Origin of the sequence: Nonomuraea sp. NPDC048882 (genome assembly GCF_040649755.1) — a bacterium.
Lineage (GTDB): Bacteria > Actinomycetota > Actinomycetes > Streptosporangiales > Streptosporangiaceae > Nonomuraea > Nonomuraea maheshkhaliensis.
This window is the reverse complement of sequence record NZ_JBEZGB010000002.1, coordinates 615,600-641,117: the sequence shown is the minus strand read 5'-3', so window position 1 is coordinate 641,117 and position 25,518 is coordinate 615,600. Positions and strand designations below refer to the sequence as shown.

The following is a 25,518-nucleotide window of genomic DNA, read 5'->3' as shown; positions in this document are numbered from 1 at the left end:
GGACGGCACACCCACAGCGCGCGGCAGCACGAACGTACGGCGCATGCACGGCTGCCCTGCACGCCCAGCGCCCCGCATGCCCGCAGACCGAGGGTACGTTCCCGGACAGCGCGTACGCCGGGCGATGTGCACCTCGCACGGCACACACAGCGGGCGACGACACGGACTCCCCGCGGCTCGCAGGCCGGGAGTGCGCACCCGAGCAGCACGCACTCCGGGCGGCCGGGACGGCTCACGCCAGGCGGCCCGGGCGGCGCACACCGGGCGATCCGGGCGGCGCACGCCGGGCGATCCGGGCGGTCGCACGCCAGGCGGCGCCCGTACGTCGCACGGCACGAACGGGCGGCAGCATCAGCACGCGTCCTGAACGGCACACACAGCGGGCGGCGGCACGCACACCGGACGCGCTATACGCGGACGGCGCGGACGGCGCGGACGGCGCGGACGGCGGGCAACGTGGACGCCGCACGCCGCACGACCCGGACGGGCGCCAGCGCCGACACGCGCCTCGGATGACCCGCGCATCAGGGCGGCACCTGCGGGCGCCGATCCTCACGCGCGCCTTCTGTTCGCCCCGCTCCCCCATCCCTCACGCCTCTAGGTTTCACGTGAAACATGCCCGCGCGGTCGGCTCGGTGACTGCCCCCGGACGTGTTTCACGTGAAACATCGGCGAGCAAGCCGCCCATCTACGTGGGAATGACACCCACTTACGCCCTCCGCTTCGTCTCTGACGTGAGGATGCAAGGTGGGGTGCCGTGTCACGTCGACCCCATCGCACCACGCATCAGTCAACGTGGGCAGCCGCGGATCAACTCAACAGGCCCACCCGAAAGGCGCTGCGATCGAGAGGGCAGAAAGTCTGCTGGACCACCCACACGCCGCGATACCCGGATCCCGCCGGGCGAAGGCCGAGGGGTGAAGGCCGAGGGGTGAAGGCGCTGCGAGGCGGGAGATCTCGGAGTCCGGAGAGGAGATGAGTGGCTGCGGCGGGAAGTCAGGGAGCCGAGACAACAGACGGCAGACGACGATCAGAAGCGTGGCGAAGACGGCGCTGCCTTCAACGAGGTAGGCGAGGGAGACGGTGAACGGCCGAGCACCCGGACGAGCGAGACGCCAGAAGGGGCGGAGATGGCGGACGCGCCGGACGGCGGACACCGCGGGAGGCGGACACCGCGGGAGGCGGACACCGCGGGAGGGGTTGTGGGGTTCGGAGGTGTGTGGCGACGGTGGAAGGGAGGGCGCACTGGCGAGAGGCATCACGGCGGCAGAAGGGGTTTGCGGTCAAGAAGAGAGGGTGGCGAGGGCGGAAGGGAGGGCAATTTGGGGAGAGGCGTCGCGACGGCGGGAGGGGTTGTGGGGTCCGGAGGTGCGTGGCAGCGGTGGAAGCAAGGGCGAACTGGCGAGAGGCATCACGACGGCGGAAGGGGGTGGGCGGTCAAGTGGAAAGGGTGGCGAGGGCAGAGGGGGGTGTGCGGTCTGGGGAGAGGCGTGGCAACGGTGGAAAGGGCGTGCGGTCGAGGGAGAGCTTGGTGACGGCGGGAGAGACATGGGTCTAGGAGGGGTGTGGCGGCCGTGGGAGGTCGGGGGCGCGGAGGGTGGCCGACAAGACGAAGGGCGTGTGTTTCACGTGAAACACACGCCCGCCCTACCCTCGAACGCTCACTCCTCAGAATCCCGCATCGCCCGCACAGCCTCCGGAGCCATCGTCCCGATGATGCGCTCAAGGTCGTCGATCGTGGCGAACTCCACGACGATCCGCCCCTTCCGCCGCCCCAGGTCCACCTTCACCTTGGTCTCGAAGTGATCCGAGAGGCGGTCGGCCAGATGGGTGAGGCCGGGGGCGGTGGGCTTGGCGGGCTGGCGCTCCCGGGGTGTCTTCTCGGCCCCCGCCGGGCTGCCCGTGGCGCTGCCCGTGGCGACGATCTCCTCCACTGCTCGTACCGAGAGGAGCTCGGCGACGATGCGCTTGGCGAGCTTCAGTTGCGCTTCGGGGCTTTTGAGCCCGAGGAGGGCGCGGGCGTGGCCGGCGCTGATGACGCCGGCCGCCACCGTACGCTGGACTTCGGGCGGGAGGCCCAGCAGGCGGAGAGTGTTCGTGATGTGAGAACGGGAGCGGCCGACCTTCTTGGCGAGCTGGTCATGCGTCGCCTGGAAGTCGTCAAGCAATTGCTGATAGGCCGCCGCCTCTTCAAGAGCGTTCAGTTGCTCGCGCTGCAGGTTTTCGATCAGCGCGTCCCGCAAGAGATCGGTGTCCTGGGTGTTGCGCACGATCGCCGGCACCGGATCCAAGCCGACCTGCTGGCAGGCCCGCCAACGCCGCTCCCCCATGATCAGCTCGTACTGACCGCCGCCCACCGAACGGACCACGATCGGCTGCAACAGACCGACTTCGCGGATGGACGCCGCCAACTCCTCCAAGCGCTCCACGTCGAAGACGTCACGTGGCTGACGTGGATTGGGGACGATCGCGGACAAGGCGACCTCTTTGAAGTACGCCCCGGCGATCGGCTTCGGCCCCGTCTCCCCCGTTGAACCGTTAGCAGGGGACGGCGCCGTCCCCGTGCCGTCAACGATGGGACCGGTCGGGATGAGCGCCCCGAGCCCCTTGCCCAATCCCCGCCGCTGCTGACTCACTGCGTCTCCTCATCCAGCCGGTCGATTCCGGTCACTCCAGGAGAGGTTACCGTCGCGGGCCCGACGTAGTGCCCCCTCGCCACACACCGCCCAGTTGGATTTACACCGACACGGTCACAAACCTGCCCAACTCGTGACCGAGCCCCAAGATGCGGATCCAGTGGATGCACCCCGTTTCAGCCCGTGCCCGCATGAGAGTGCCTGCACGCCGGTGCCCGTACGGGGTTGCCGCACGCCGGTGCCCGCACGCCGGTGCCCCCACGAAGGTGCCGAACGCAGCTCCCCGCGCGTTGGTGTCCGCCGGAGATGCCGCCTGCTGGTGCCCGTGCGTGGATGTCCGCACGGATATGCCCGCGCGAGAGTGCTCACACGGAGGTGCCTGCACGCGGGCGCCTGCAGGGCAGTTCTCACACGTGGGTGCCTGCATGCGGGTGCTCGCGGGGCAGCTCTCACCCGGGGATGCCTGCACGGGTTTGCGCAAGAGTCGCAGTGCGGGCCGTCGGTGATGAAGGTGACGATGACCGGCCACCGCATGGGGCGTGACGTGACCCTCGTCCAGGGCCCGAGCGGGGTACTCGCAAGCGGTGCTCATGCGCGCCATCCGGGGACGTTTCCATTCATGCGCAACGCTCAGAGGGCTGTCCGGAGACACCGCTCGCACGGCGGAGCATGGCCGACGCGGCACAGCACCGTCGGCGCGGCAGAGCATGCCCAGCGCAGCACTGCACGGCTGGCGCAGCGGAGCGGCCGGTGCGGTAGAGCACGACCCAGCACATGGCTCCCCCAAAGCGCGCATGACGACGCCGTCCACGACGCTATGCACCCATGACGATGCCGGGCCTCGGTGCCGTGGGAGCAGGCACCTGGATGCCCCATGGCCAGGGCGAAGGGCTGACGAGATCGTTTCGTCGGGATGGCGCGTCGCGACACCCGCGAACCCGCCCGTCCCCCGCCCAGATCAGCCAGCCTCGGGAGGCCGGCAAGCGCGGACGCCCAGGCGTTCTCAGCGGCGCCACCGCTCAAGCAGCCGAGCGGTGAAGGTCAGGCGACGGTGGCGCGGTGGGCTATTTCGCGGGCCGCGTCCATGTACGCCATCGCCCCACTCGACCCCGGATCGTACGTCATCACCGACTGCCCATAACTGGGCGCCTCCGACAGCCGCACGCTCCGCGGGATCACCGTGTTGAGCACCGTGTCCCCGAAATGCGCCCGTACTTCGTCGGCCACCTGCGACGCGAGCCGGGTGCGGCCGTCGTACATCGTCAGCACGATCGTCGACAGGCGCAGCGTCGGGTTGAGGTGGGCCTTGATCAGGTCTACGTTCCTGAGCAGCTGCCCGAGGCCCTCAAGGGCGTAGTACTCGCACTGGATCGGGATCATCACCTCGTCCGCGGCCACCAGCGCGTTGACGGTCAGCAGGCCGAGGGACGGCGGGCAGTCGATGATGATGTAGTCGAGCTCCATCGCCTCGTACGCCGCCAGCGCCCGCCGCAGTCGCGCCTCTCTGGCCACCAACGAGACCAGCTCGATCTCAGCACCAGCAAGATCAATGGTGGCGGGAGCGCAAAAGAGGTTCGGCATCTCCGGCACCTGCTTGACGATGTCCGCCATGGGGAGATCGTCCACGAGCACCTGGTACACGTCGGGCACATCGCCACGATGCTCGGTCGCCAGGGCGGTGGAAGCGTTGCCCTGGGGGTCGAGGTCCACCACGAGGACTCGCTGGCCGTGCATCGACAGGGCGGCGGCGATGTTGACCGAAGTGGTCGTCTTGCCCACGCCACCCTTCTGGTTGGCCACGGCGACCACTCTGGTCTTGGACGGGCGCGGCCAGGTGCCGTCGCCATCGCCGGAGGTTTCGCCGGTCTGGGCGGCCGTCTGGGTTGCAGATGTTTCACGTGAAACCACTGAGCTGAGCGCCTCTCGTACCAACGGCGAATCACCGGGGTTCAGGGGGGTCTGGGTCACGTTCGCCATCCTTTCAACCAGTGGTGTGCCGGTGCCGGGAATTTGCTGTCGCGACACGCCCATTTCGGGCCAGCCAACTCCGGTTGGGCTCTCAGACGGACGGTTGTCCGGCCAGCCAAGACCACTTGACGCGACTGGCACAACCGTCACCTCCTTCGTCGCCGCCTGGCACGCTCCGGCGCGCGACCCGCTACCACCCGAACCAATGTTGCAGGCGGCTCGACCTTACCGTGCCCGACGGTCACAAGCTCGGCCGTTCGTGCTCCGCTGGCCTGCAATTGCGACTGTGCCTCGGCGAGTTCACCGGCGGCCCGCTCCCCCTTCATGGCGATCAGCTCGCCGCCCTCACGCAGCAGCGGCATCGCCCACGTGAGGAGGCGGTCGAGCGGCGCGACCGCACGAGCGCTGGCCACGTCGAACTCGCGCTGCCCGGCCAGCTCCTCCGCCCGGCCGCGCAGCACCTCGACGTTGTCGAGCTTGAGCGCCTCGACACATTCCTCCAGGAACACGGTACGACGCAGCAGCGGCTCCAGCAGCGTAACCGTGATGTCCTGCCGGACGATCGCCAGCACCAGCCCGGGCAGCCCGGCGCCGGAGCCGATGTCCACCAGCCGCACCTCCTCCGGTACGGCCTCGGCCACGACGGCGCAGTTGAGCAGGTGGCGATCCCAGATCCGGGGCACCTCCCGCGGACCCAGCAGCCCGCGGACCACGCCGGGTCCCGCGAGCAGCTCGGCGAACGCGCGTGCGCGATCCCAAGCCTCCCCGACGAAGACGTCCCGCGCTATTTCCGGAGGCTCCGGAAGCTCATCGCTCACTGGTCGGTGGCCTTTCTGGGGCTGGTCGCCCATGCTCGGTGTTTCGCTGGAACGGGGTTCGCCGCCCGGTCTCGTGACCCCCGACGCGAAAGAAGCGGGGTCAACACGGTAAGGCGACGGTGTCTGAGAGTCCGGTCTTCACCCAAGGCTAAGGGTGAGATCACAAGGGAAGACTATCGGGCCCGGATGAAGGTGGCCTGTGAGCACGCCGTCAGCCAACCCTGGGTGTGCGGGTGCTCCTGGTCCCGGTACCCCTTCCAGGTGCGGCCGACCCCTCGGTCCGGGTGAGCTCCTCGGTGCTGCCGACCCTCCGGTGTGCGACCGGCCCCGCTGAGGGTGGACACCCGATCTGAGCGGCTTCCCGAGTGGGTGATCCGCGGCGCCGACTGCCGGCCGCTCCTCCGTACCGGGACAAAGGCTACGTACCAAAACAGAAGGGCAGGAACGCGAAACGGCCGTCTGCCGCGCGCGACGGCGGGCAGACGGCCGGATCGGATGGCGGGACGCGCCTCAGGCGGGCAAGACCACCACGTACCGCTGCGGCTCCTCGCCTTCGGACTCGCTGCGGAGCCCGGCGGCGGCCACCGCGTCGTGGACGATCTTGCGCTCGAACGGGGTCATCGGCTGCAGCGACTTGGGCTCGCCGCGCTCCTTGACCTGGTTGGCGATCTCGGTGCCGAGCTTGGTGAGCTCGGCCCGGCGCCGCTCGCGGTAGCCCGCCACGTCGAGCATCAGCCGAGAGCGCTCCCCCGTCTGCCGGTGCACGGCCAGACGGGTCAGCTCCTGCAGCGCCTCGAGGACCTCTCCGGCGGGCCCAACCAGCTCCGTGCCTTTCAGCCCGACGACGGAGACCAGGGCGCGATCGCCTTCGACGTCCATGTCGATGTCGCCGTCGATGTCGGCGATGTCGAGAAGCCCTTCGACGTAGTCGGCAGCGATTTCGCCTTCCTGCTCCAGCGCATTGAGATCAGGAGCCTTCTCCTGCTCGGCCTCGGTCATGGCCGGCCTCTCCTTCGTGTTCACGACTTCTTGCTGCCGGTGCGCTTGCTGCGGCTCTGCCTGCTCGGCTGCTGTCTGATGATCTTAGGCTCCGGAGGGGGCGGAGGGGCCTGTTCTTCCGGAGTGGTCTTGCGGAGCTTGGCGATCAGACCGGCCTTCGGCTCGACCGGGATCACGTTGCCCTTGGCGTCGTACTGCGGCATCGGGTGGCGGCTGTAGAACCAGTGCTGCTGACCGAGCGTCCACAGGTTGGTGGTGACCCAGTACATGATCAGACCGAGGGGGAAGTTCAGGCTGAAGAAGGCGAACAGCGGCGAGATGTACATGAGGATCTTCTGCTGCTGCGCCATGGGGTTGTCCGGCATCTGCGCCATGGAGCGGGTGACGCTCTGCCGGACGGTGAGGAACGTGGTCAGCGAGCTGACCGCGACGAAGATCCCCAGGACGATCTTGGTCTGGATGTTGCCGGCCCCGAACGTCTGGAGCTGCGCCTCCGACATGAAGAAGTTGGCGGGCAGCGGCGCGCCGAAGATGTGCGCCGCCCGGGCGCTGTCGACCAGCTCCTGCGTCATCCCGTACTTGGCGTGCCCGTCGGCCATGTTGTGCAGCACGGTGAACATGGAGATGAAGATCGGGAACTGGGCCACGACCGGGAGGCAGCCGCCGAGCGGGTTGGCGCCGGCGCCCTGGTAGAGCGCCATGACCTCCTGGTTCATCCGCTGCTTGTCGTTCTTGTAACGCTTGCGCAGCTCCTGAACCTTGGGGGCGAGTTCCTGCATCTTCCGCGACGAGCGCATCTGCTTCAGAAAGAGCGGGAAGATCAGGATCCGCATGAACACGGTCAGCGTGATGATCGTCAACGCCCAGGTCAGCCCGCTGTCCGGGTTGAGGACCGTGCTGTATGCAGTATGGATCCAGATGATGACTTGGGCTACGGCTTGGTACAGCCAGCTCAGCCAGGACAGCTCCACCGAGCTATCTCCCTTGCGTTTCGTGGGACCGGACCGGGCGTGGGGGCACCGGGTCAATACCTCCGGGATGGAATGGGTGGCACCGCCCGATGCGCCGGACAGTCAGCCAAATGCCGCGCAATGCTCCATGTACGGCGATCGCTTCGAGTCCGTACGCGCTGCAGGACGGGTAGAACCGGCAGCGTGGACCGAGCATGGGGCTGATGAACGCCCGATAGAACCGGATGGGGACGATCAGCGCCCGGGCCGCCAGGCCCGGCGCCGCCCCTTGCGGTTGCTCCGTCATCTCTGTCCACCCGTCGAGGACTCGCGCCGCCTGAGCAAACGAGCCAGCGCGAGATCGAGTTCGGCGGCCAGTTGCTCGAATCCCGCGGACGCGGCCGGTGGATTGGCGCGTACCACAAGCAGGCTACCTCGTGGCAGCGCGTCGAGACGGTCCCGCATGAGGTGTCGAAGCCGCCGCTTGACCTTGTTCCGGGTCACTGCGCCACCGACGGCCTTGCTCACGACGAAACCGACCCGGGGTGGCTCTTCCCCGGAAATGGTGAAATGCACCACGAGAGTCGGGCGGCCGGCGCGTTTGCCGCGCTTGACCGCCGCATCGAACTCCTCCCCGCGGCGCATGCGGGATTGACGGGACAGCACCGTATACGTCTAACGCCCGCCGGTATGAGGCACCGGCGGGCTGCTAACGCGAGGGACGATCAGGCCGACAGCTTCTCGCGGCCCTTACGGCGGCGAGCGGCGAGGATGGCGCGACCGGCCCGGGTGCGCATCCGCAGCCGGAAGCCGTGGGTCTTCGCGCGGCGACGGTTGTTCGGCTGGAAAGTACGCTTGCTCACGGGTGGGCTCCAGGCTTGATGGTGCGCCACGAAGGCGCCTAACACTCATGGATGGCCTGCCAAGGAAGCGAGGGCACGGCAAATAGCCGTCGCGTGACAAGCCGACCGTCGTACGTTACGGGGCAAGCACCGTCCAGGTCAAACCGGACCGGTTATCCACTAATCCACAGGCCACTTGTCCACCGCCGGCCCCACGTCCACAGTATGTGTACCCAGCTACCACTAGGCTGTGGACAACGTCTTGAACACAGCTGTGCACATGGATACTGTCGGCCCTTCCAGGCCCGCTCAAGCGCTGTGGACAGTCTGTGGATCTCCTGTGGAGAGCGTGGGCGGGATGCCCGGCCGCCACGTGTGGACGAAGGGCCGTCGATCATCAGCGGGCGGTCGTGCCATGTGGATAAACGATCGCGGGGGGCCGCGAGATGGAGGAGGGGAACCGCACCATGAACGGTGTCGACCTCGGCACGGTATGGGCGAGCGCCCTGAGCAACTTCCTCAACGAGAACGTGCCCATCCAGCAGCGCACCTGGCTGTCGATGGTGCGTCCGATCGCCCTGGCCAACGACACGATCGTGCTCGGCGTCCCCAACGACTTCCTCAAGGACCTCATCGAGGGCAAACTGCGCCCGCTGGTCGCGCACGCGCTCTCCCAGGAGCTCGGCCGGACCATGCGCCTGGCCGTGATGATCGACACCACGGCCCCCGAACAGCCGACGGTCGACTCTCATCAACAGCCTGTGACTCAGAGTTATCCCCAGGGTGTGGAGAGTCAGCTGCGTTATGCACAGCCTGCGCAACCGCAGCACAACCAGGCTTCCGAGCCCCCTCAGTTCTATTCTCCACAGCCCGAGCCGCCGCAGATATCCACCGAATATCCACAGCAGGGCTTCTCTTTTGAACAGGCGCAGCCGTACACACCGCCTGTGGAGAAGACGCCGGAACCGGCGCCCAATCGGTGGGAGGCGAAGAGCAACAAGCCCAGCGAACCGGCCAGGCTCAATCAAAAGTACACATTTGAGACATTCGTCATTGGTGCCAGCAATCGCTTCGCGCACGCGGCGGCGGTGGCGGTGGCCGAGTCGCCGGCGAAGGCGTACAACCCGCTGTTCATCTATGGAGACTCCGGGCTGGGCAAGACGCACCTGCTGCACGCCATCGGGCATTACGCCCAGAGCCTGTACGACGGCGCCCGGGTCAGATACGTGAGCTCCGAGGAGTTCACCAACGACTTCATCAACAGCATCCGCGACCACAAGGCCGACGGCTTCCGCGGCCGCTACCGGGCGATCGACATCCTGCTCGTGGACGACATCCAGTTCCTGGAGGGCAAGGAGCAGACGCAGGAGGAGTTCTTCCACACCTTCAACACGCTGCACAACGCCAACAAGCAGATCGTCATCTCCAGCGACCGGGCGCCCAAGCAGCTCATCACGCTGGAGGACCGGCTGCGCAACCGGTTCGAGTGGGGCCTGATCACCGACGTCCAGCCGCCCGAGCTGGAGACCCGGATCGCCATCCTGCGCAAGAAGGCCATCCAGGAGGGCCTGGCCGCGCCGCCCGAGGTGCTCGAATACATCGCCAGCCGCATCTCCACCAACATCCGTGAGCTGGAGGGCGCGCTGATCAGGGTCACCGCGTTCGCCAGCCTCAACCGGCAGGGCGTCGACCTGCAGCTGGCCGAGGTGGTGCTGAAAGACCTCATCACCTCGGAGTCCGACACCGAGATCACCATCGCGGCGATCATGAACCAGACCGCTCAATACTTCGGCATCAGCATCGACGACCTGTGCGGCACCTCCCGCAGCAGGGCGCTCGTCAACGCCAGGCAGATCGCGATGTACCTCGCCCGCGAGCTGACCGAGCTGTCGCTGCCGAAGATCGGCCAGCAGTTCGGCGGCCGCGACCACACCACCGTGATGCACGCCGAGCGCAAGATCCGCTCGCTGATCGCGGAGCGCAGGTCGATGTACAACCAGGTCAACGAGCTGACAATGCGGATCAAGCAGACACAGCGTGGATCTTGAGTTCATACACAGCCTGTGGAAAACGCTGTGGACCAGCGCAAACGCAAAAATTCACTCGCCGTTCGCCCGGCAATGGTGGGAAAAATCCGTCCACATTGGTTGGGGACAAGGGTGGGGACATCCTGGGGAGAACCTGGGGACTACCAGTGGACAGTGTGTGGACAGACTGTGAACAACGGATCTGGGGCTCCAGAAGGGCCCGTTTTACCCCGTGGACAACCTGTGGAAACCTCGTGGATAACCCCGGTCTGACGGTGGATGAAGGCACCATGATCTGGGGACGGCCTGTGGGCGAAGAATCGTCATCCCCAGGCGCGGAAGTTCTCCCCAGGCGTCACCCACATCCCCAGTGGATGAAAATATGGCCGCTGACCAGCCAAGACGCCGGTTGTCCACAGTTCCCACAGCCCCTAGTGTGATGACCTCTATATCTCTAACTAGGAAACTCAAAGACCCATAGAGGGGTTCTCCCGGAGCGCGAGTCCGGGAGGGTGGATCCTTGAGATCCTTGAATCAACGACGACCCAGGAGGCTGATGACCGTGATGTTCCGAATCGAGCGAGACGTCCTCGCTGAGGCGGTGGCATGGACGGCACGCAGCCTCCCGGCGCGTCCGTCGGTGCCCGTTCTCGCCGGCATGCGCCTGGAGGTCACGGAGGGGACTCAGCTCAAGCTCTCCGGATTCGACTACGAGGTCTCCGCCGAGGTGACGCTGGAGGTCCACACGGGCGAGCCGGGCGTCGTGCTGGTCTCGGGCAAGCTGCTCGCCGAGATCACCCGCGCCCTTCCCGCACAGCCTGTGGACTTCGTGGTGGACGGAGCCAAGGCCGTCGTCACGTGCGGCAGCGCCCGCTTCACCCTGCTGACCATGCCTGTGGAGGACTACCCGTCCCTGCCGGCCATGCCCCCGGCCGCCGGCCGCGTCGGCAGCGACGTGTTCGCCTCCGCCGTCGGTCAGGTCGCCGTCGCCGCGGGCCGCGACGACACGCTGCCGATGCTCACCGGCGTACGGATGGAGATCGAGGGCGACACGGTGACCCTCGCCGCGACCGACCGCTACCGCCTGGCCGTGCGCGAGCTCAAGTGGCAGCCGGACCAGCCCGACTTCTCCGCCATCGCGATGATCCCCGGCAAGACCCTCGCCGACACGGCCAAGGCGCTCGGCGCGACCGGCGCGGAGGTCGAGATCGCACTGAGCTCCGCAGGAGGCACCGGCGAGGGCATGATCGGCTTCTCCAGCGCCGGACGCCGTACGACGACGCGCCTGCTCGACCCCGAGTTCCCGAAGTACCGCTCGCTGCTGCCGACCGAGTTCTCCGCCCGGGCCGACCTGTCCACAGGCCCGTTCGTCGAGGCGGTCAAGCGCGTGGCCCTGGTCGCCGAGCGCAACACCCCCGTACGGCTGGCGTTCAAGAGCGGCGAGGTCGTGCTGGAGGCCGGCAGCGGCGACGAGGCGCAGGCCGTCGAGGCGCTTCCGGTGGATTACGAGGGAGATGAGATGAACATCGCCTTCAACCACCAGTTCCTGCTGGAAGGTCTCGGGGCCATCGACTCCGACGTCGCGCGGCTGCAGATGACCACGTCCACGAAGCCCGCTATCCTCACCGGTGGCAAGCCTGTGGAGGACCAAGCCACCACGGACTACCGTTATCTGATCATGCCCATCCGCCTGTCAGGCTGAACCGGTCGTCGGGAATGATGGAAGCCTGACAAGGGGGTAGAGGACAGTCATGCAGATCGGCATGGTGGGACTGGGCAAGATGGGCGGCAACATGGCCGAGAGGCTGCGCCGCGGCGGTCACGAGGTGATCGGCTACGATCGCGACCCGGCGGTCAGCGACGTCGGCAGCCTCAAGGAGCTGGCCGGGCGCCTCGAGACGCCGCGTGCGGTCTGGGTCATGGTCCCGGCGGGCAAGGCCACCCAGAGCACCATCGACGATCTCGGCGAACTCCTCAGCGAGGGCGACCTCGTGGTCGACGGCGGAAACTCCCACTATGTGGATGACCAGAAGCACGCCGCCGAGCTGTCCAAGAAGGGCATCGGCTTCGTCGACTGCGGCGTGAGCGGCGGCGTCTGGGGCCTGCAGAACGGCTACGCGCTCATGTGCGGCGGCGACAAGCCCGACGTCGACCGCCTCATGCCGATCTTCAACACGCTCAAGCCTGAGGGCGAGGACGGTTTCGTCCACGCCGGCGACGTCGGCGCGGGGCACTTCGCGAAGATGGTCCACAATGGCATCGAATACGGCATGATGCAGGCCTTCGCCGAAGGCTGGGAGCTGCTCGAAGCCTCCGACGTGGTGAAGGACGTCAGGGGCTCCTTCAGCAGCTGGCGCACCGGCACCGTGATCCGCTCCTGGCTGCTCGACCTGATGGTCCGGGCGCTCGACGACGACGAGCACCTCGAACAGCTGCGCGGCTACGCCCAAGACTCCGGCGAGGGCCGGTGGACGGTGCAGGCCGCGGTCGACCACGCGGTCCCGCTGCCCGTGATCACCGCCGCGCTCTACGCCAGGTTCGCCTCGCGGCAGGACGACTCCCCCGCGATGAAGGTCGTGGCGGCGTTGCGCAACCAGTTCGGCGGCCACGCCATCACCTCGGCCGAGGGCGGCACCGAGAAGGGCGCGGACTCCCCCGGCGCCGACGTGAAACCGCCGCGCGAGGCCGAGCGCTGACCGTGCGGGCCGTCCTGACCGTTCCGGCCGCTCTCCGGTCCGGAACCCCGCGCCGCCGGCTTCCGACAGCGAGGTTTTCCACAACGGCCAGGGTTTTCCACAAGAACGCATGCCGGTGACCCCGGTGACCCGCGAGGCCCACTAACCTTCGTGGGGTGCATGTCGCCCACCTCTCGCTGACCGACTTCCGGTCCTACGCGTCCGTGGAGCTCGGCCTGGAGCCGGGCGTCACGGCCTTCGTGGGGCCCAACGGCCAGGGCAAGACCAACCTGGTCGAGGCCCTCGGCTACGTCGCGACGCACTCCAGTCACCGGGTGGCGGGCGACGCGCCGCTCGTACGGCAGGGCGCCGCCAGGGCGATCGTGCGCTGTGCCGTCCAGCGGGACGACCGGCGGGCGCTCATCGAGCTGGAGATCAACCCGGGCCGGGCCAACCGCGCCCGGCTCAACCGCTCCCCCGTGTCCAGGGCCCGCGACGCCATCGGCCTGCTGCGCACCGTCCTGTTCGCCCCCGAGGACCTGGCGTTGTCCAAGGGCGACCCGTCCGAGCGCCGCCGCTTCCTCGACGACCTGCTGGTGGCCAGGGCCCCGAGGTTCGCCGGGGTCCGCGCCGACTACGACCGCGTGCTGAAGCAGCGCGGCGCCCTGCTGCGCACGGCCGCGCAGGCCCGCAGGGGCAGCAGGAGCGCCCGGCGGCAGGAGGGCGACAGCGGGTTCGCGGCGGCGGGCGCGGGCGACGTGCTGAGCACTCTGGAGGTCTGGGACGCCCACCTCGCCCGGTACGGCGCCGAGTTGCTGCGGGCCCGCCTTGAGCTCATCGAGGCGCTGCGTCCGCTGGTGGCCGGGTCCTATGCCGCGCTGGCCCCGTCGAGCGCTCCGGCGACCCTCGCCTACCGCAGCACGTTGTCCACAGGTGGGGACCAGGCTGAGGGTGATCAGGAGGGCGAAGTCCCCGGTGAGCGGGGATCTTTCGATACACAGACGTTATCCACAGACTTGGGGAAAACCCTTGAAGAACGTCTGCGGGAGCGGCTATTGGAGGTCCGCCAGTCGGAGCTCGACCGAGGCGTCACCCTCGTCGGGCCGCACCGCGACGACCTGATCCTCGGCCTCGGCGACCTGCCCGCCAGGGGCTATGCCAGCCACGGCGAGTCGTGGTCGTTCGCGCTGGCGCTCCGGCTGGCCGCCTACGACCTGCTGCGGGCCGACGGCGGAGACCCCGTGCTGATCCTCGACGACGTGTTCGCCGAGCTCGACAGCCAGCGGCGGCGCCGGCTGGCCGAGATCGTCGCGCCGGCCGAGCAGGTGCTGATCACCGCGGCCGTGGCGGACGACGTGCCGGGGGAGCTGGTGGGAGGCAGGTACGACGTCGCGGAAGGGAGCGTGACCCGTGTCCGATGACGACAAGCCCGGCGTCGGCGCCGGCCCGCAGGCGGGCGCCGACGCGGGCGGCGCCGCAGGCGGCACGAGCGGATCCGGGGCCGTTAGTGACGGAGCTGTCGGGAACGGAGCCGCCGGATCCGGGGCCGGTCGTCCACAGGCTGGGGACAACGGCACGGCGGCCAGGGGCGTGGCGCTGGCGCGGGAGAAGCTGGCCCAGGCCAAGGCCGACGCCGCCAAACGCGGTCAGCTCCCCCGGCGCGAGCCCAGACGCAAGGCGACGGGGCCGCGCAGAGACAGCGGCGATCCCCAGCTCTTCGGCCGCGCCATCGCCGACCTGCTGGCCGACCGCGGCTGGGAGCGCTCGGCGGCGGTCGGCGCGGTGTTCGGCCGGTGGGCCACCATCGTCGGCCCTGACCTGGCCATGCACACCAGACCCGAGTCCTTCGACGACGGCGAGGTGCTGATCGCGGCCGACTCGACGGCCTGGGCGACGCAGGTGCGGCTGCTCGCGCGCACCCTCGTGCGCAGGCTCAACGAGGAGCTCGGCGACGGCACCGTGACGAAGGTCAAGGTCAGAGGCCCGCAGAACGCGCCCCGGCCGTCAGGCGGGTTGCGGGTGACCGGAAGCCGGGGTCCCGGCGACACCTACGGCTAGCCTGTCAAGGGCGATCAGACCGCCGCAGACGCGATAAGCCCCCTTTCCGGAGGGGGGATGCTCGGCAGGGGGCAAAACGAGCTAGAGGGCATCACAGGCGCGTTCATTGCCACCTTGACCCTCCGGAAGCGGTAGAATGAAAAAGGATTCCGGACACGTCCGCTTGCGTGTCACCCCGGCAGCAAGCCGACTCCCCCGGGTGACCGCGCATCGGGGCACTCACGACGGTGACGGGCACGGCAGGGGCAGCTTTCGAACGTTGAACGCCTACCCAGCCGCGTGTCCGCGGCAGGAGGATTTCGCAGTTGTCCTACGACGCTAGCTCAATCACCGTACTCGAGGGGCTTGAGGCGGTTCGCAAGCGCCCGGGTATGTATATCGGCTCCACCGGCGAGCGCGGCCTTCACCATCTCGTCCAAGAGATCGTGGACAACGCGGTGGACGAGGCCCTGGCAGGTTACGCGACCAAGATCGACGTCACACTGCTCGCCGACAACGGCGTCCGCGTGGTCGACGACGGCCGAGGCATCCCCACCGGCATCCACCCGGTGGAGAAGATCTCCGCGGTCGAGGTGGTGCTGACCACGCTGCACGCGGGCGGCAAGTTCGACAGCCAGTCGTACGCGGTCTCCGGCGGCCTGCACGGCGTCGGCTCGGCCGTCGTCAACGCGCTGTCCACCGCCATGGAGGTGGAGGTCAAGCAGAAGGGCCACTACTGGCGCCAGCGCTACGAGATGTCCAAGCCCACGGCCCCCCTGGCCAAGGGCGAGGAGACCGACGAGACCGGCACCACGATCACGTTCTGGCCCGACCCCGACGTCTTCGAGACCACCACCTGGAACTACGAGACGCTTTCGCGACGCTTCCAGGAGATGGCCTTCCTCAACAAGGGCCTGACGATCTCGCTGGTCGACGAGCGCCCCGACCACATCAACGGCGAGCCGCACTCCGTCTCCTACCACTACGAGGGCGGCCTGGCCGACTTCGTGCAGCACCTCAACGCCAAGAAGGAGCCGGCGCACGCGTCGATCATCTCCTTCGAGGAGGAGAGCGACGGCCTCGCGGTCGATATCGCCATGCAGTGGAACAACTCCTACTCGGAGTCGGTCTACAGCTTCGCCAACGTCATCAACACCGCCGAGGGCGGCACCCACGAGGAGGGCTTCCGCGCGGCGCTGACGTCCATCGTCAACCGCTACGCGCGCGAGCAGAAGTTCCTCAAGGAGGGCAAGGACGACAACCTCTCCGGCGAGGACGTCCGCGAGGGGCTGACCGCGATCATCTCGGTCAAGCTGTCCGACCCGCAGTTCGAGGGGCAGACCAAGACCAAGCTCGGCAACACCGAGGCGAAGTCGTTCGTCCAGAAGGCCTGCAACGACCACCTGCGTGACTGGTTCGAGCGCAACCCCGGCGAGGCCAAGGACATCATCAACAAGTCCTTGCAGGCCTCACGCGCCCGCATCGCGGCCCGCCAGGCGCGCGACCTGACCAGGCGCAAGTCGCTGCTCGAAGCGGGCAGCGGGCTGCCGGGCAAGCTGGCCGACTGCCAGTGGAACGACCCGGAGAAGTGCGAGCTGTTCATCGTCGAGGGCGACTCGGCCGGCGGCTCGGCCAAGGGCGGCCGCGACTCGCGTTTCCAGGCGATCCTGCCCATCCGCGGCAAGATCCTCAACGTCGAGAAGGCGCGGATCGACAAGGTCCTGAAGAACAACGAGGTCCAGGCGCTGATCACCGCCCTGGGCACCGGTGTGCACGACGAGTTCGACATCACCAAGCTGCGCTATCACAAGGTCATCCTCATGGCCGACGCCGACGTCGACGGCCAGCACATCAACACGCTGCTGCTGACGCTGCTGTTCAGGTTCATGAGACCGCTGATCGAGGCAGGTCACGTCTACCTGTCGTGCCCGCCGCTGTACAAGATCAAGTGGGACCGGAAGGGCGAGGACGCCTCCTACGCCTACTCCGACAGCGAACGCGATGCGGTCATCGCCGAAGGCATCGCCAACGGCAAGCCCGACCCGCGGCCCCGCGACAACGTACAGCGCTTCAAGGGACTGGGCGAGATGAACGCCGGCCAGCTCTGGGAGACCACGATGAACCCGGAGACCCGGCTGCTGCGCCTGGTCACGCTCGACGACGCGGCCCAGGCCGACGACCTGTTCAGCGTGCTGATGGGGGAAGACGTGGAGGCGCGGCGCGACTTCATCATCCGCAACGCGCGCGACGTGCGCTTCCTCGACGTTTAGCCACAAGAAGGACCTTTACCTGTGACGGACGTGAACACCACTCCCCCGGCTGACCGCATCGAGCCTGTGGACATCCAGTCCGAGATGCAGCGCAGTTACATGGACTACGCGATGTCCGTCATCGTGTCCAGGGCGCTGCCTGACGTGCGCGACGGGCTCAAACCGGTGCACCGGCGGGTGCTCTACGCGATGTACGACGGTGGCTACCGTCCCGACCGCGGCTACTTCAAGTGCGCCCGCGTCGTCGGCGACGTGATGGGCACCTACCACCCACACGGCGACACCTCGATCTACGACGCGCTGGTCCGCCTGGCGCAGTCGTGGTCGCTGCGATATCCGCTGGTCGACGGGCAGGGCAACTTCGGCTCGCCCGGCAACGACCCGGCGGCGGCGATGCGCTACACCGAGTGCAAGCTCGCGCCCATCGCCATGGAGATGCTGCGGGACATCGACAAGGAGACCGTCGACTTCCGCCCCAACTACGACGGCAAGTCGCAGGAGCCCGACGTCCTGCCGGCGCGCATCCCGCAGCTGCTGGTCAACGGCTCGGGCGGCATCGCCGTCGGCATGGCCACCAACATCCCGCCGCACAACCTGCGCGAGGTCGCCAGCGCGGTCAAGTGGGCCCTGGAAAACCCGGAGGCCAGCGAGGAAGAGCTGCTCGAAGCGGCCATGAGGCTGGTCAAGGGGCCCGACTTCCCGACCAAGGCGCTCATCGTGGGCCGGCGCGGGATCGAGGACGCCTACCGCACCGGGCGCGGCTCGATCACCATGCGGGCCGTGGTCGAGGTCGAGGAGGACAAGGGCCGGCAGGCTCTGGTCGTCACCGAGCTCCCGTACCAGGTCAATCCCGACAACCTCGCGCTGAAGATCGCCGAGCTGGTGCGCGAGGGCAAGCTGACCGGCATCGCCGACGTCCGCGACGAGAGCTCGTCGCGGGTCGGGCAGCGCCTGGTCATCGTGCTCAAGCGCGACGCGGTCGCCAAGGTCGTCCTCAACAACCTCTACAAGCACACCCAGCTCCAGGACACCTTCGGCGCCAACATGCTGGCGCTGGTGGACGGCGTGCCGCGGACCCTGCGGCTCGACCAGTTCATCCGCCACTACGTGGCGCACCAGATCGAGGTCATCGTCCGCAGGACCCGCTACCTGCTGCGCAAGGCCGAGGAGCGGGCCCACGTCCTGAGCGGCCTGCTGAAGGCCCTGGAGCGGCTCGACGAGGTCATCGCCCTGATCCGGGCCTCCGAGTCCGCCTCGCACGCCCAGCAGGGCCTGATGGGGCTGCTGGACATCGACGAGATCCAGGCGCAGGCCATCCTCGACATGCAGCTGCGCAAGCTGGCCGCCCTGGAGCGGCAGGCCATCCAGGACGAGCACGACGCGCTGATGACCCAGATCGCCGAGTACAACGCGATCCTGGCCAGTGAGAGCCGCCAGCGGGAGATCGTCAACGACGAGCTCGCCGAGATCGTCGGCCGCTACGGCGACGAGCGCAAGACCGAGATCATCGCGTACGACGGCGACATGTCGATCGAGGACCTCATCGCCGAGGAAGAGATCGTCGTCACGATCACCAGGGGCGGCTACGCCAAGCGCACCCGGACCGACCTCTACCGGGCGCAGAAGCGCGGCGGCAAGGGCGTGCGCGGCGCGCAACTGCGCCAGGACGACATCGTCGACCACTTCTTCGTCACCACGACGCACCATTGGTTGCTGTTCTTCACGAACAAGGGCCGGGTCTACCGCGTCAAGGCGTACGAGCTGCCCGACGCGGGTCGCGACGCGCGGGGCATGCATCTGGCGAACCTTCTCGCCATGCAGCCCGACGAAACAGTCATGGAGGTTCTCGACCTACGCGACTACAACGTCGCCCCCTATCTCGTCCTCGCCACCCGCAGCGGGCTGGTCAAGAAGACGCGCCTGTCCGAGTACGACTCCCCCAGGTCCGGCGGTCTGATCGCGATCAACCTGCGGGACGACGACGAGGTCATCGGAGCCCGCCTGGTCTCCGAGTCCGACGATCTGCTGCTCGTCTCCAAGGGCGCGCAGTCGATCCGGTTCACCGCCTCCGACGAGGCCCTGCGGCCCATGGGGCGGGCGACCAGCGGTGTCATCGGCATGAGGTTCCTCGAGGGTGACGAACTTCTGGCCATGAATCGCATCGCCGACGGTCAAGATGTGCTTATCGCCACGAAGGCTGGGTACGCAAAACGGACGCCAGTGGATCAGTATCCGGTTCAAGGACGTGGCGGTAGGGGTGTGCTGACTGCGAAAATCGTATCTTCCCGTGGCAAGCTGGTCGGAGCCGTCATGGTCAACCCAGAGGACGAGGTCTTCGCGATCACGTCAGCCGGCGGGGTGATCCGGACGAGTGCCGGCGAGATCAAGCAGTCCGGCCGCCAGACCATGGGAGTGCGATTGATGAATCTCGCCGAAGGCGACAGCGTGGTAGCCCTCGCCCGGAACGCGGAGTCCATGGAGACTCCGATGGAGAGTGAGGAAGACGGGGGAGGAGAGTAAATCATGAGCGCCCAGGGTGGCACCGCCAGGACAAAGGCGGCTGCGGGTAACGGTCAGCAACCGAAGAAACCCGCAGAGACCGAAATATTCACGCCGGTCGAGGAAGGCAAGGACACCTCGCCCGCGCAGGGCCGGCCCCTGCCCGGGCAGGAGGCCGGCAAGACCGCGCCTCCTCAGCCCGGTCCTCCGCCCGGTGGCGGGCCCAATGGTCCCGGCGGGTCCGGTCCCGGTGGGCCTGGTGGGCCTGGTGGGCCTGGTGGGGCGCAGCCGCCGGAGGGCAGCGAGACCGTCCGGTTGCGTCCGTCACTGGCCACCGAGGCCCCGCCGGCCCTCGAACTGCCCAAGAAGAAGTCGTCCAACTCCGCGGGGGGTCGGCTCCCCCGAAAGGCCCATTTGGTCCTGCGCCGCGTCGAGCCGTGGTCGGCCATGAAGTTCAGCTTCGTGGTCTCCCTCGTCTGCTTCGTGGTGCTGTTCGTGGCCGTGGCCGTCCTGTACGGCGTGCTGTCGGCACTGGGCGTCTTCGACTCCATCGTCGACCTGGTCAACCAGCTCGGAAAGGGCGAGCAGGGCCAGAGCTCGATCCCGATCGACATCGCCACGTGGTTTGAGCCGGTACGCATCCTCGGCTACACGGCCCTGATCGGGGCCGTGAACGTCGTCCTGATCACGGCCCTGGCCACCTTGGGCGCGGTCATCTACAACATCGCCTCCGACCTGGTGGGCGGCGTTGAAGTGACGTTCAGCGAGGCCGAATAGGCATGGAGGCTCGCGCCGCGCGCACGGATCGCGCGGCGCGAGCAGCCTGCCGGACGCGGTAAGCTCTTCTCGTCCGAACAACCGGTTCGCCTCACTGGGGCGAATGCGATAACGTTCGGTGTGCGAGCGGGGCTATAGCTCAGACGGTTAGAGCGCTTCCCTGATAAGGAAGAGGTCCCAGGTTCAAGTCCTGGTAGCCCCACATAGTCCACAGGCCATTTCCGTAAATCGGAAGTGGCCTTTTTGATCTTCTGAGTGCCTATGGGGTTGACGCTCACCGAGTGACGTCGGTGAGCGGCACACCGTTCGCTGTGGCGGAACGGGCACACGCCTATGTGCGGGTTGCAGATGATCTGCGGGAGAAGATCCGCTCTGGCACGCTCACCGCCGGGGCTCGCCTGCCGGCCCACCGCGTCATGGCCGAGGAGTACGACGATGCCGTAGAAAGGCTGCTCAGCGGGTGCCTGCCGCACCTCGAAGGGGAACTTGCACCGCCCGGTCTCGTCTCGCCGACCCGCCTTCAGCACCCCGAGCAGGAACGCGGGCGCGCCGATCGCGAGTACCAGGAGCAGCAGTCCGTTCCTTGATCGTGGAGATCAGGCGTTTCGACTGAAGCATCCGATCAGGAAGATGCCTCAGGCTGAAGTCCTGGTAGTGCACCTAGTTGACCAACGACGAAGCCACTGTCCGGTATTCGCAGAGTGGCCCTTTTGCTGAGTGCGTGACCCAGTCTGGCACCGGCTGGCGATCACGCCCTACGAGTCGACGGCGGTGTGCCGTAGGACACCGGGGTGGAGCCGGAAATGGGCTGTCCCCGATGTCCTCGGTGAGGGCAGAAACGCTGAGGGCCTCTCTGGCGTCGACGTGCTCTGAGAGGGTCAGGACATATGCGCTGGGGCTTCTGCGTTGCTCAGGGCGCGTCTCCTGCTCAGCCTTGATCGCCTTCGCCGGCCTCTGCGCCTCGCCTCGAGAAGAGCGTCTTCAGCCATTGGAGCAGGGAGCGGCGGTTCGGCCTAGCTTTTGCTTGAAGAGCTCGGTTCCTCCGGCGGCTCTTCTGCCTCCGAAGAGGGCGGCTGAGGCGGGGGTTCCTCGACGACAGGCGTGGAGTGAATCTCCGGCTCGGGTGTCGCTGCGCTGCCACGGGTGAGATCGGTCAGGTTCTGGAAGAGGCGTGCGCTCTCCTGGTGGGCGGCTTCCGCACTTATCGCGATCTGTTCGTGTGCGATCCGCTGATGTTCCGCGATCTTCTCGTGAATGGTGGCTATGCGCTTCGTGTGTTCTTCCTGGGCGGCTGCCATGCGTCCGACGCCGTCACGGATTTGAACGAGCACGTCGTAGGGAATCGCCGTGCGCTCTTCGGTCTCCTGCTGCTCTACCAGGCCCCGCAGGTGCGACAGCTTTGCCTGGAGTGCCTGAAGACCCTCGTAGTAGTCGGTGGCCGTGGTGGCGATGCTCTCGTTCCAGCCGTTCTCGTTGCAGTGGGCCTGGAGATCTTTCGCTGCCTGCGTGGCCGATGTCAAGGCTTCGGTCTCTGAGTCGATCTTGGCTTTGGTCCATTCGAAATTGGGCATGAATGTGCTTCCCCCTGCTTCCAGGAATCGATGATCGGGAAGAGTGGCACCCCCAACTATCGGCCTGAAGCAGTTGATCGGAAAGCCTGGCCCTTCGACATATTCGCTGATCCGGGCGGACGGTCCCACCATGAGTGCCGTCCTGACTCTGGAGCAAACAGGAGCTAACAATAGCGGTCGGCATACATGTGGTCTTTGTGTGTTCGCGCTGTGGATTTGTGTGTGCGGATTTCAGGGATACGGCTTGTCTTCCGTTCCTGCGGCGCTGTCGTTGGTGTCAGGGGGTGCGGAGGCGGAGGTGGTGGCGTTGGGCCTTGGTGCGGTTGCCGCAGCGGCTCATCGAGCACCAGCGGCGTCTGCCTCCTTGTGAGCGGTCCACGAAGCGCAGGCCGCAGCGGTCGGAGGCGCAGACGCGTACGCGGGTCACTTCTGGAGAGACCAGGAGGTCGATGGCGTCGCGGGCGATGAGGCCCAGGGCGGCGGTCGCGTCGTTCACCGGGGTGTCGGTGCTGCTCGTTGTGAGGTGGTCGTCGGTGATCGTGAGTTGGAGGAGGGGGCGGGGTGCGGCCGCGACCGTTTCGTTGATCAGGTTGATGTCGTCCTGGGTGGGGAGGCGTCCTTCGGCTGTGGTCAGGACGGCGCGGTCGATGGCCTCTCGCAGGAGTCGGGCCTGGTGCAGTGTGGCGTCGCTTGGGCTGGGGAGACCTTCCGTTGCCAGCAGGCCGGCGCCGTAGAGCCAGCGCGTCAGGTCTGAGGGGTCGACGAGGGTTTCGTGGGGCACGCTCCAGCGGTCGCGGAGGGTGTTCGCCAGGTCGAGACACACCCGGCCGCCGTCCCGGATCCACTCGTCGGTCGGTGCCATGTCTTCCATTGTCGTCTCGAAAGCGCGTGCTAACGTCTCTAACCCTATGAAAAGGTTAGATGAAGAAGGAGCGCGTTCATGGAAGTGAAGGCCGGTACGGCCCTTGTCGATGGTGTTCGGCTGCACTACACGCGGGCCGGGTCCGGGCCGCTGGTGGTGCTGTTGCATGGGTGGCCGCAGACCAGTCTGTGTTGGGAGCCCGTGCTCGGGCGACTGGCTGCCGATCACACGGTCGTCGCCCCGGACCTGCGTGGGTACGGGCACAGCGACAAGCCCGCGAGTGGCTACGACAAGCGGCGGATGGCGATGGACATGGCCGGGCTGGTGAGGTCGCTCGGCTTCGACCGGGCGTCGGTGGTGGGGCACGATCGGGGCGCGCGGGTCGCGCATCGCTGGGCGCTCGACCGGCCCGAGCAGGTCGAGCGGCTCGCCGTGCTCGACGTGGTTCCCACTCGTGAGATGTTCCGCCGGATGGACGGGTTCGTCGCGGCGGGCTACTGGCACTGGCTGTTCCACCTGCAGCCGGACCTGCCTGAGCGGCTGGTCGGGAATGATGTTCGTGGGTATTTGGAGTACTTCTTCGAGCGTTGGAGTTACAACCGGGACGGGCTGACTCCGGAGGCGGTGGACGCCTACGTGCGGGCGTTCTCCAGGCCCGGTGCGCTGCGGGCCGGGTTCGACGACTACCGCGCTCACGAGCAGGACCTCGCGCTGGACGACGAGGACGCCGCCGCCGGCCGGCGGCTGACGATGCCGGTGCTGGCGCTGTGGGGGTCCGTGGGGCTGCCTGCTCGGCTGCCTACGTTGGAGATCTGGCGTGAGTACGCCGATGACGTGACCGGGGCTCAGATCCCGGAATGCGGCCATTTCATTCCTGAGGAGCGGCCGGAGGTTCTTCTGGACCACCTCCGGGACTTTTTGGCCTGACTTCCTGAGCTGATTTCCGCCGGGCCGTCGTGGGCTCGTCGGCCTGGCGGGTCGTGCCGGTCGCTGTTCGGTTCGTCGGGCATGGGGCGGGACGTGCGGGTGGTGGGTGGTTATTCTGGGCCTTCTTCGATCTTGTACTGCTTCGATGTTGGGGATGGCCCATGAGTGATCGTGATCTGTTTGTCTATGTGTGGTTAGCCGGTGCTTTCGCGCTCGCCGTCGCCATTCTCGGCGTGGTCTTCGGCAACGTGGCGAGAGAGCCGGGATTCGCGATCTCCTGTGCCCTGATCGGCATCGGGTTCATGGTCGGTGCGGTCGCTCTTGCCATTTACGGGCAGCGCGACAAATGAGTGAACGTTATGACGAGGTGATCGGGGCCCTGCGGGCAGCTTACGACGGGGGCGCCGAGCGTCGGGACGGCGCGGGTAAGCAGCGGTGGAAGCTGGCGGAGCGGGAGGCGTTCCTGGGCCGGGTTCTGGACGACGGTGGCGGGCGGCTGCTGGAGGTCGGTGCCGGGACGGGTCAGGACAGTGTGTTCTTCCGGGACGGCGGGCTGGACGTCGTCGCCGTCGATCTGTCGCCCGTGATGGTGGCGTTGTGCTGGGAGAAGGGCCTCGACGCTCACGTCATGGATTTCCTGGGGCTCGACTTCGAGCCGGGGTCGTTCGACGCGGCGTACGCGCTCAACTGTCTGCTGCACGTGCCCAACGCTGATCTGCCGGCGGTGCTGGAGACCGTTCGTACGGTGCTGCGGCCTGGTGGGCTGTTCTTCCTCGGTGTGTACGGCGGCGGCGCCCTGCACGGAGAGGGGATCTTCGAGGGGGACGATCACGAGCCGCCCCGGTTCTTCTCCTTCCGTGGGGACGAGGAGTTGCAGGAGTTCGCCGGGCGGGTGTTCGAGATCGTGGACTTTCATGTTGTCGGAGCGGATGAGACGCGGTTCCAGTCGTTGACCCTGCGTCGTCCGCGGTAGGGCTCAGGGGCCGACGTCGAGGAAGATCCACTTGTCTTCGCGGCTGTCTGCCCCGGGTAGCGGCGATCCGTCCGGGATCGAGATGACGACCTCGTCCACGTACTCCGTCGATGGGCCTCTGTCGAAGACCGTGTTTTCGAGCGCCTGGGTGGACAAGGCCAGGAGGAGCAGGGTGCCCGCGAACACGGCCCAGCGGGTGAGGCGGCGGCGGGTCGCCCTCGTCAGGGGCTCGCGTGGGTGGCGGGGCGCGGCCGGTGGGCGGTCCAGGACGGAAGGCTTGGGGGTGAAGCGCTTGAGGTCCGCGGCTGTGGGGGTGCCGAGGATCGGGACGGGGGCCGGCCGTTCGACTGAGGGCTCGGGGCCAAGGGTGGCGCGGGTGATGGGGATGGCGGGCGGTGGTTGGGTGATGGTGTCTCGGGGGCGGCGTCGTGCTGCCAGGAGTGCCGCCACGAGTGCCACGGCTGTCGCTAAGGCCGCTGCGAGGGTGAGCCGGGCTGCCCGGGAAGTCGTTAATCGCCGCACGTCCGGCAGGGTAGCTGGTTTCGATCATCATGGAGATCACGAATGGGGGTGGGGACGTGCGGACGGCGGGTGATATTCGGGTGGATACGACGCGGTTGTCCGTTCGGGAGGTTGTCGCGCGGGTGAGAGAGGTCTGGGTCTCCCAGAACCAGTGATCTCGGCTGT

The 25,518-nt window shown here is 67.4% G+C and carries 23 protein-coding genes and 1 tRNA gene; 13 read left to right on the top strand and 11 right to left on the bottom strand.

Annotated elements, in window-relative coordinates; genetic code table 11:
• Positions 1–1,661: 1,661 nt before the first annotated feature.
• The 8 genes from AB0C27_RS08295 to rpmH form a co-directional block, all read right to left on the bottom strand.
• Complete coding sequence (locus AB0C27_RS08295; protein WP_357839684.1) at positions 1,662–2,636, bottom strand: ParB/RepB/Spo0J family partition protein; 975 nt, start codon at positions 2,634–2,636, stop codon at positions 1,662–1,664.
• Between the two features lie 1,041 nt (positions 2,637–3,677).
• On the bottom strand, positions 3,678–4,613 hold the full coding sequence (locus AB0C27_RS08290) for a ParA family protein (RefSeq protein ID WP_357840675.1): 936 nt from the start codon (positions 4,611–4,613) through the stop codon (positions 3,678–3,680).
• Positions 4,614–4,750: 137 nt separating this feature from the next.
• On the bottom strand, positions 4,751–5,455 hold the full coding sequence (rsmG, locus tag AB0C27_RS08285; RefSeq protein ID WP_357839681.1) for a 16S rRNA (guanine(527)-N(7))-methyltransferase RsmG: 705 nt from the start codon (positions 5,453–5,455) through the stop codon (positions 4,751–4,753).
• A 477-nt stretch (positions 5,456–5,932) separates the two neighbouring features.
• Entirely contained in the window at positions 5,933–6,421 is a 489-nt protein-coding gene (locus tag AB0C27_RS08280) for a R3H domain-containing nucleic acid-binding protein (protein ID WP_346109300.1), read from the bottom strand.
• Between the two features lie 20 nt (positions 6,422–6,441).
• Positions 6,442–7,392: a membrane protein insertase YidC gene (gene yidC / locus AB0C27_RS08275; RefSeq protein ID WP_346109209.1), complete on the bottom strand. Its 951-nt coding sequence runs from the start codon at positions 7,390–7,392 to the stop codon at positions 6,442–6,444.
• A 4-nt stretch (positions 7,393–7,396) separates the two neighbouring features.
• Positions 7,397–7,678 (bottom strand): membrane protein insertion efficiency factor YidD, encoded by a 282-nt coding sequence (yidD, locus tag AB0C27_RS08270; RefSeq protein WP_357839678.1) that lies wholly within the window; start codon positions 7,676–7,678, stop codon positions 7,397–7,399.
• Positions 7,675–8,037, bottom strand: a complete 363-nt coding sequence (gene rnpA, locus AB0C27_RS08265; protein WP_357839675.1) for a ribonuclease P protein component — start codon at positions 8,035–8,037, stop codon at positions 7,675–7,677. Before rnpA ends, yidD begins: the two co-directional genes overlap by 4 nt.
• Before the next feature lie 59 nt (positions 8,038–8,096).
• Positions 8,097–8,234 carry a 50S ribosomal protein L34 gene (gene rpmH / locus AB0C27_RS08260; protein ID WP_043614899.1) on the bottom strand — a complete coding sequence of 46 codons (138 nt, stop codon included), beginning with the start codon at positions 8,232–8,234 and terminating at the stop codon, positions 8,097–8,099.
• Between the two features lie 446 nt (positions 8,235–8,680).
• Here rpmH and dnaA point away from each other — a divergent pair, with 446 nt between their 5' ends.
• The 10 genes from dnaA (at position 8,681) to AB0C27_RS08210 (ending at position 21,085) form a co-directional block, all read left to right on the top strand.
• Positions 8,681–10,261 (top strand): chromosomal replication initiator protein DnaA, encoded by a 1,581-nt coding sequence (gene dnaA, locus AB0C27_RS08255; protein WP_357839672.1) that lies wholly within the window; start codon positions 8,681–8,683, stop codon positions 10,259–10,261.
• Positions 10,262–10,802: 541 nt separating this feature from the next.
• Positions 10,803–11,942: a DNA polymerase III subunit beta gene (dnaN, locus tag AB0C27_RS08250; protein ID WP_357840672.1), complete on the top strand. Its 1,140-nt coding sequence runs from the start codon at positions 10,803–10,805 to the stop codon at positions 11,940–11,942.
• Positions 11,943–11,991: 49 nt separating this feature from the next.
• The gene (gene gnd / locus AB0C27_RS08245; RefSeq protein WP_357839669.1) at positions 11,992–12,936 is read left to right on the top strand and encodes a phosphogluconate dehydrogenase (NAD(+)-dependent, decarboxylating); all 945 of its coding nucleotides are present in this window, start codon (positions 11,992–11,994) and stop codon (positions 12,934–12,936) included.
• A 155-nt stretch (positions 12,937–13,091) separates the two neighbouring features.
• Positions 13,092–14,336, top strand: coding sequence for a DNA replication/repair protein RecF (gene recF, locus AB0C27_RS08240; protein WP_357839666.1), 1,245 nt, complete (start codon positions 13,092–13,094; stop codon positions 14,334–14,336).
• A complete protein-coding gene (locus AB0C27_RS08235; RefSeq protein WP_357839663.1) occupies positions 14,326–14,973 on the top strand; it encodes a DciA family protein in 648 nt (215 codons plus the stop codon). Before recF ends, AB0C27_RS08235 begins: the two co-directional genes overlap by 11 nt.
• Before the next feature lie 305 nt (positions 14,974–15,278).
• On the top strand, positions 15,279–17,222 hold the full coding sequence (gene gyrB / locus AB0C27_RS08230) for a DNA topoisomerase (ATP-hydrolyzing) subunit B (RefSeq protein WP_357839660.1): 1,944 nt from the start codon (positions 15,279–15,281) through the stop codon (positions 17,220–17,222).
• A gap of 21 nt (positions 17,223–17,243) precedes the next feature.
• Positions 17,244–19,742: a DNA gyrase subunit A gene (gene gyrA / locus AB0C27_RS08225; RefSeq protein ID WP_357839657.1), complete on the top strand. Its 2,499-nt coding sequence runs from the start codon at positions 17,244–17,246 to the stop codon at positions 19,740–19,742.
• Positions 19,743–19,745: 3 nt separating this feature from the next.
• A complete protein-coding gene (locus tag AB0C27_RS08220; RefSeq protein ID WP_357839654.1) occupies positions 19,746–20,498 on the top strand; it encodes a DUF3566 domain-containing protein in 753 nt (250 codons plus the stop codon).
• Between the two features lie 128 nt (positions 20,499–20,626).
• Positions 20,627–20,700: transfer RNA gene (locus AB0C27_RS08215), tRNA-Ile, on the top strand.
• Between the two features lie 79 nt (positions 20,701–20,779).
• Positions 20,780–21,085 (top strand): GntR family transcriptional regulator, encoded by a 306-nt coding sequence (locus tag AB0C27_RS08210; protein ID WP_357839652.1) that lies wholly within the window; start codon positions 20,780–20,782, stop codon positions 21,083–21,085.
• Between the two features lie 426 nt (positions 21,086–21,511).
• Here AB0C27_RS08210 and AB0C27_RS08205 read toward each other — a convergent pair whose 3' ends face one another.
• Entirely contained in the window at positions 21,512–22,069 is a 558-nt protein-coding gene (locus tag AB0C27_RS08205) for a hypothetical protein (RefSeq protein ID WP_357839649.1), read from the bottom strand.
• 277 nt (positions 22,070–22,346) lie between these two features.
• Positions 22,347–22,931 carry an ABATE domain-containing protein gene (locus tag AB0C27_RS08200; RefSeq protein ID WP_357839646.1) on the bottom strand — a complete coding sequence of 195 codons (585 nt, stop codon included), beginning with the start codon at positions 22,929–22,931 and terminating at the stop codon, positions 22,347–22,349.
• Between the two features lie 78 nt (positions 22,932–23,009).
• On the opposite strand from AB0C27_RS08200, the gene AB0C27_RS08195 reads away from it, so the two are divergent.
• The 3 genes from AB0C27_RS08195 (at position 23,010) to AB0C27_RS08185 (ending at position 24,831) form a co-directional block, all read left to right on the top strand.
• Positions 23,010–23,858, top strand: coding sequence for an alpha/beta hydrolase (locus tag AB0C27_RS08195; protein WP_357839644.1), 849 nt, complete (start codon positions 23,010–23,012; stop codon positions 23,856–23,858).
• 161 nt (positions 23,859–24,019) lie between these two features.
• Entirely contained in the window at positions 24,020–24,208 is a 189-nt protein-coding gene (locus AB0C27_RS08190) for a hypothetical protein (protein WP_357839641.1), read from the top strand.
• Positions 24,205–24,831, top strand: a complete 627-nt coding sequence (locus AB0C27_RS08185; RefSeq protein ID WP_357839638.1) for a class I SAM-dependent methyltransferase — start codon at positions 24,205–24,207, stop codon at positions 24,829–24,831. The genes AB0C27_RS08190 and AB0C27_RS08185 overlap by 4 nt, the downstream gene beginning before the upstream one ends.
• Before the next feature lie 3 nt (positions 24,832–24,834).
• Here AB0C27_RS08185 and AB0C27_RS08180 read toward each other — a convergent pair whose 3' ends face one another.
• Complete coding sequence (locus AB0C27_RS08180; protein ID WP_357839635.1) at positions 24,835–25,353, bottom strand: hypothetical protein; 519 nt, start codon at positions 25,351–25,353, stop codon at positions 24,835–24,837.
• Positions 25,354–25,518 lie beyond the last annotated feature (165 nt).

Bases quoted from the DNA above. Each gene is read 5' to 3' on its own strand.
- gnd (WP_357839669.1), top strand. From the start codon at position 11,992: ATGCAGATCGGCATGGTGGGACTGGGCAAGATGGGCGGCAACATGGCC.
- AB0C27_RS08205 (WP_357839649.1), bottom strand. From the start codon at position 22,069: ATGCCCAATTTCGAATGGACCAAAGCCAAGATCGACTCAGAGACCGAA.
- AB0C27_RS08190 (WP_357839641.1), top strand. From the start codon at position 24,020: ATGAGTGATCGTGATCTGTTTGTCTATGTGTGGTTAGCCGGTGCTTTC.
- dnaA (WP_357839672.1), top strand. From the start codon at position 8,681: ATGAACGGTGTCGACCTCGGCACGGTATGGGCGAGCGCCCTGAGCAAC.
- AB0C27_RS08220 (WP_357839654.1), top strand. From the start codon at position 19,746: ATGAGCGCCCAGGGTGGCACCGCCAGGACAAAGGCGGCTGCGGGTAAC.
- AB0C27_RS08195 (WP_357839644.1), top strand. From the start codon at position 23,010: ATGGAAGTGAAGGCCGGTACGGCCCTTGTCGATGGTGTTCGGCTGCAC.
- yidD (WP_357839678.1), bottom strand. From the start codon at position 7,678: ATGACGGAGCAACCGCAAGGGGCGGCGCCGGGCCTGGCGGCCCGGGCG.
- rsmG (WP_357839681.1), bottom strand. From the start codon at position 5,455: ATGGGCGACCAGCCCCAGAAAGGCCACCGACCAGTGAGCGATGAGCTT.
- AB0C27_RS08280 (WP_346109300.1), bottom strand. From the start codon at position 6,421: ATGACCGAGGCCGAGCAGGAGAAGGCTCCTGATCTCAATGCGCTGGAG.
- AB0C27_RS08290 (WP_357840675.1), bottom strand. From the start codon at position 4,613: ATGGCGAACGTGACCCAGACCCCCCTGAACCCCGGTGATTCGCCGTTG.
- AB0C27_RS08185 (WP_357839638.1), top strand. From the start codon at position 24,205: ATGAGTGAACGTTATGACGAGGTGATCGGGGCCCTGCGGGCAGCTTAC.
- AB0C27_RS08200 (WP_357839646.1), bottom strand. From the start codon at position 22,931: ATGGCACCGACCGACGAGTGGATCCGGGACGGCGGCCGGGTGTGTCTC.